The organism is Arenibaculum sp. (genome assembly GCF_035998295.1).
GTDB lineage: Bacteria > Pseudomonadota > Alphaproteobacteria > Azospirillales > Azospirillaceae > DASYHS01.
The window spans coordinates 1-4,610 of sequence record NZ_DASYHS010000169.1; the positions used below are offsets into that span (position 1 = coordinate 1).

Here is a 4,610-nt window from a genome sequence, read left to right on the forward strand (position 1 = left end):
CCTGGTCGCATGGCTGGGGACGCGCCGGCACCCGCCCCGGCCGGCGGTGTGGGCGGTGATCGTCGCCAACGTGGTCTGGGCCGCGGACTGCGTGCTGCTGCTGCTCGGCGGCTGGATCGAGCCGACCGGCCTCGGAACCGCCTTCGTCCTCGTCCAGGCCGTGGCCGTGCTGCTGTTCGCGGAGTTGCAGTATGTCGGGCTGCGGCGCACGGTCCCGGCGGCGGCGTGACGCGGCCGGACGGCGCCGACAAGAGCGTTTCCGGTCCATCCGGAAATGCTCAGGGGCGCGACCGCGCCCCCGCCCCGCCAGGGGCGAAAGCCGAGCCGCAGATGCGGCGCCGGCGATTGAGGAAAAAGAAATCTAGGGCGTCGCGACGCCTCCGGCGCCGCGGCGCGCGCGCAGCAGGTAGAACTGGGACACGATCGACAGGCGGAACAGCCCGTTGGTGCCGTTCTGCAGCATCACCGGCCAGCCGTCGGCCACTCCCATCGCGACGCCCAGGGCGAAGCTCGACGCATCCTTGAGGACGATCAGCACGTTCATCGGCAGCGAGATCGCGCCGGTCGTCCCGCTGCGCCGGATCGCGGCGAGCTGGTGGACGTATCCCTGGGCACCGATCGCGAACACCGCGACCACGAGCGCCTGTGCCGCGTGGGTGCCGACGGCGCCGATCCGGTAGCCGCTCGCGAGCATCAGGAGGGCCGCCGCCGTCGCGGCGAGGCATCCGCCGAAGACGAGCCGCGAGGCGAGGTTGCGCCGGTCGGCCATGATCTGGAACAGGATCACCAGGACCAGCAGCGTCGCCGCCAGCCGCGGCCATACCAGGTAGTGATTGAAGCGAGCGATCAGGAACCCGTACACGAAGAACGCGTACACTCCCAGGAAATGGCACAGGAACTGGTTGAGCGAAAGGACCGCGGTCACGCTCTCGCCCGAGGGGGCCAGCCGGAATCGCCGCTTGCGCCGGTGCAGCTTCAGGATCTGGTCGAGGATGCCGACCAGCGACAGCACGAAGAAGACCGAACTGACCCAGCCGGCGACGTGGTAGGCGTCCATCCGAAGCCCCTGTCGAGAAGATGCATACGATAGCATTGGATCTTCTCGCGCGCCGCAGTTTCAACGAACCGGCGCCGGCAGGAAGGAATCCGGCGAAGAGCCGTTCCGGGCGCTTGACGGGAGGGCAGGCCATCCCTATTATCCGCCAACCTTTTTGGGGGAGCAGGCTGTAGGCGGTTTTCCGCCTAGACGCTGTTCCCCGAATGGACTCCCCCGAAAAGACATAGCGGCACCCGAGCTTTTTCGGACCGCGCTTGGTATTTCACCCGCACGAGGCGGTCACCTGCTTCGACGGCGGGTTTTTGCATCGTCCGGAGCCTTGCGTTCCGGCGATTGAGACAGATGGGAAAAGAAGGGCTGTAGATGCCGACGATCAACCAGTTGATCCGTAAGCCGCGTGCGCCTCAGGCGGCGCGCAACAAGGTGCCCGCGATGGAGGGCTGCCCGCAGAAACGCGGTGTCTGCACCCGCGTGTACACGACCACGCCGAAGAAGCCGAACTCGGCACTCCGGAAAGTCGCGCGCGTGCGCCTGACGAACGGGTACGAGGTGACCAGCTACATCCCCGGCGAGGGGCACAATCTTCAGGAACACTCGGTGGTCATGATCCGCGGCGGCCGCGTGAAGGACCTGCCGGGCGTGCGTTACCACATCATCCGCGGTTCGCTCGACACTCAGGGCGTCAAAGACCGCCGCCAGCGCCGTTCGAAGTACGGCGCGAAGCGTCCCAAGTAAGGAGATCGGACCATGTCTCGTCGTCGTCGCGCCGAGAAGCGTGAGGTCCTGCCGGACGCCAAGTACGGCGACCGCGTCCTCACCAAGTTCATGAACTGCCTGATGCTGGACGGCAAGAAGTCGGCCGCGGAAGGCATCGTCTACGGTGCGCTCGACCGCATCGAGGGGCGCACCAAGGCCGATCCGGTCCAGGTGTTCCACGATGCGCTCGGCAACGTGAAGCCGCATCTGGAAGTCCGTTCCCGCCGCGTCGGCGGTGCGACCTACCAGGTTCCGGTCGAGGTGCGCACCGACCGCGCCCAGGCTCTGGCGATCCGCTGGCTGATCTCGGCCGCGCGCGCTCGCTCGGAGAACACCATGACGGAGCGCCTCTCGGGCGAGCTGATGGATGCCGCCAACCAGCGCGGCACCGCGGTGAAGAAGCGCGAGGACACGCACCGCATGGCGGAGGCCAACAAGGCCTTCTCGCACTACCGCTGGTAACGTTCGGGTGGATCTCGCGGCGGCGCATCCCGTGCCGCCGCGGTCCCGAAAGACGACCGAGTCCCGAGAGACGATCATGTCACGGAGCACGCCGCTCGAGCGTTATCGGAACATCGGCATCATGGCGCACATCGATGCCGGCAAGACGACGACGACCGAGCGCATCCTCTACTACACCGGAAAGTCCTACAAGATCGGGGAGGTCCACGAGGGCACCGCGGTCATGGACTGGATGGAGCAGGAGCAGGAGCGCGGCATCACCATCACGTCCGCGGCGACGACCTGCTTCTGGCGCGACCACCGGATCAACATCATCGACACCCCCGGCCATGTCGACTTCACCATCGAGGTCGAACGGTCGCTGAGGGTGCTCGACGGCGCGGTCGCGGTGTTCGACTCGGTGGCGGGCGTCGAGCCTCAGTCGGAGACGGTGTGGCGGCAGGCGGACAAGTACCGCGTGCCGAGGATGTGCTTCGTCAACAAGATGGACCGCATCGGGGCGGACTTCTACCGCTGCGTCGACATGATCGGCGAGCGGCTGGGAGCGGTGCCGCTGGTGCTCCAGCTGCCCATCGGATCGGAGGCGGAGTTCGTCGGCCTGGTCGACCTGATCGCCGGCAAGGCGGTGATCTGGAAGGAAGAGACGCTCGGCGCCGAGTTCTACGAGGCGGAGATCCCGGCCGAGCTGCGCGACCGCGCCGCCGAGTACCGGACCCGCCTGATCGAGGCGGTGGCCGAGTTGGACGACAAGGTCCTCGAGGCCTATCTGGGCGGCGAGGAGCCGTCGGCCGGCACGTTGCGCCGGCTGATCCGCAAGGGCACGGTGGACCTGCGCTTCGTCCCCGTCCTGTGCGGTTCGGCCTTCAAGAACAAGGGCATCCAGCCGATGCTGGACGCCGTCATCGACTACCTGCCGGCGCCGACCGACGTCGAGAGCGTGCGCGGCGTGAAGGTGGGCGGCAACGAGCCGGATACGCGGCCGACCGACGACGCGGCGCCGTTCTCGGCGCTGGCGTTCAAGATCATGAACGATCCCTTCGTGGGGTCGCTCACCTTCGTCAGGATCTATTCCGGCTCCCTGGAGGCGGGCAGCTACGTGCTGAACCCGGGCAAGGAGGAGCGGGAGCGGGTGGGGCGGATGCTGCTGATGCACGCCAACTCCCGCGAGGAGATCAAGGAAGCCCATGCCGGCGACATCGTCGCGCTGACGGCGTTGAAGGCCACCACGACCGGCGACACGCTGTGCGACCCGCACGCGCCGATCGTGCTGGAGCGGATGGAGTTCCCGGAGCCGGTCATCGAGGTCGCGGTCGAGCCGCGGACGAAGGCCGACCAGGAGAAGATGTCGACGGCGCTGCAGCGCCTGGCGCAGGAGGACCCGTCCTTCCGCGTCAGCGTCGACCAGGAGAGCGGGCAGACGGTGATCAGGGGGATGGGCGAGCTCCATCTCGAGATCATCGTCGACCGCATGAAGCGGGAGTTCAAGGTCGAGGCCGACGTCGGCGCGCCGCAGGTCGCCTATCGCGAGACGATCACGCAGCGCGCCGAGGTGGACTACACCCACAAGAAGCAGACCGGCGGTTCGGGCCAGTTCGCGCGGATCAGGCTGGCGTTCCGGCCGCTCGGCCGCGGCGAGGGCTTCCGCTTCGAGAACAAGGTCGTCGGCGGCGCCGTGCCGAAGGAATACGTGCCCGGCGTGCAGAAGGGGTTGGAGGCGGCCAGGACGTCCGGCGTCGTCGCCGGCTTCCCGGTCATCGACTTCCAGGTCGACCTGGTGGACGGCGCCTATCACGACGTCGACAGCTCCGTCCTGGCGTTCGAGATCGCCGCCCGCGCGGCCTTCCGGGAGGGCTTGCAGAAGGCGAAGCCGACGCTCCTCGAGCCGGTCATGCGGGTCGAGGTCGTCACGCCGGACGACTACATGGGCGACGTGATCGGCGACCTGAACAGCCGGCGAGGCCAGATCAACGGCATGGACCAGCGCGGCAACGCGCGGGTCGTCACGGCGATGGTGCCGCTGGCTAACATGTTCGGATACGTGAACAACCTGCGGTCCATGAGTCAGGGCCGTGCCCAGTACACCATGCAGTTCGACCACTACGAGCCGGTGCCTCAGGCCGTCGCCGACGAAGTCCGCGCCAAGCTTGCGTGAGGTTTCGAGGGCTGCCAGGTGGAATGACGTTGAACGGAGACCAGAACGATGGCGAAGGCAAAGTTTGAGCGGACGAAGCCGCACTGCAACGTAGGTACGATCGGCCACGTCGACCACGGGAAGACGTCGCTGACGGCCGCGATCACGAAGGTGCTCGCGGAGACGGGCGGTGCGACGTTCACG

At 67.4% G+C, this 4,610-nt stretch carries 6 protein-coding genes; 5 read left to right on the plus strand and 1 reads right to left on the minus strand.

Annotated elements, in window-relative coordinates; all coding sequences use genetic code 11:
* On the plus strand, positions 1–229 hold a 229-nt coding region (locus VGO20_RS16925; protein ID WP_327503549.1), incomplete at its 5' end, for a hypothetical protein.
* Positions 230–361: 132 nt separating this feature from the next.
* Here the strand turns inward: VGO20_RS16925 and VGO20_RS16930 are convergent.
* Complete coding sequence (locus VGO20_RS16930) at positions 362–1,057, minus strand: hypothetical protein (protein ID WP_327503550.1); 696 nt, start codon at positions 1,055–1,057, stop codon at positions 362–364.
* Between the two features lie 363 nt (positions 1,058–1,420).
* Here VGO20_RS16930 and rpsL point away from each other — a divergent pair, with 363 nt between their 5' ends.
* The 4 genes from rpsL to VGO20_RS16950 all read left to right on the plus strand — a co-directional run.
* Positions 1,421–1,792 (plus strand): 30S ribosomal protein S12, encoded by a 372-nt coding sequence (rpsL, locus tag VGO20_RS16935; protein ID WP_327503551.1) that lies wholly within the window; start codon positions 1,421–1,423, stop codon positions 1,790–1,792.
* A 12-nt stretch (positions 1,793–1,804) separates the two neighbouring features.
* Positions 1,805–2,275 carry a 30S ribosomal protein S7 gene (gene rpsG, locus VGO20_RS16940; RefSeq protein ID WP_327503552.1) on the plus strand — a complete coding sequence of 157 codons (471 nt, stop codon included), beginning with the start codon at positions 1,805–1,807 and terminating at the stop codon, positions 2,273–2,275.
* A gap of 76 nt (positions 2,276–2,351) precedes the next feature.
* Positions 2,352–4,427 carry an elongation factor G gene (gene fusA / locus VGO20_RS16945; RefSeq protein WP_327503553.1) on the plus strand — a complete coding sequence of 692 codons (2,076 nt, stop codon included), beginning with the start codon at positions 2,352–2,354 and terminating at the stop codon, positions 4,425–4,427.
* A 48-nt stretch (positions 4,428–4,475) separates the two neighbouring features.
* A partial coding sequence (locus VGO20_RS16950) for a GTP-binding protein (RefSeq protein WP_327503554.1) occupies positions 4,476–4,610 on the plus strand: 135 nt, incomplete at its 3' end.

Excerpts from the sequence above, each read along its gene's own strand:
- VGO20_RS16930 (WP_327503550.1), bottom strand. The coding sequence starts at position 1,057 with ATGGACGCCTACCACGTCGCCGGCTGGGTCAGTTCGGTCTTCTTCGTG.
- rpsL (WP_327503551.1), top strand. The coding sequence starts at position 1,421 with ATGCCGACGATCAACCAGTTGATCCGTAAGCCGCGTGCGCCTCAGGCG.
- rpsG (WP_327503552.1), top strand. The coding sequence starts at position 1,805 with ATGTCTCGTCGTCGTCGCGCCGAGAAGCGTGAGGTCCTGCCGGACGCC.
- fusA (WP_327503553.1), top strand. The coding sequence starts at position 2,352 with ATGTCACGGAGCACGCCGCTCGAGCGTTATCGGAACATCGGCATCATG.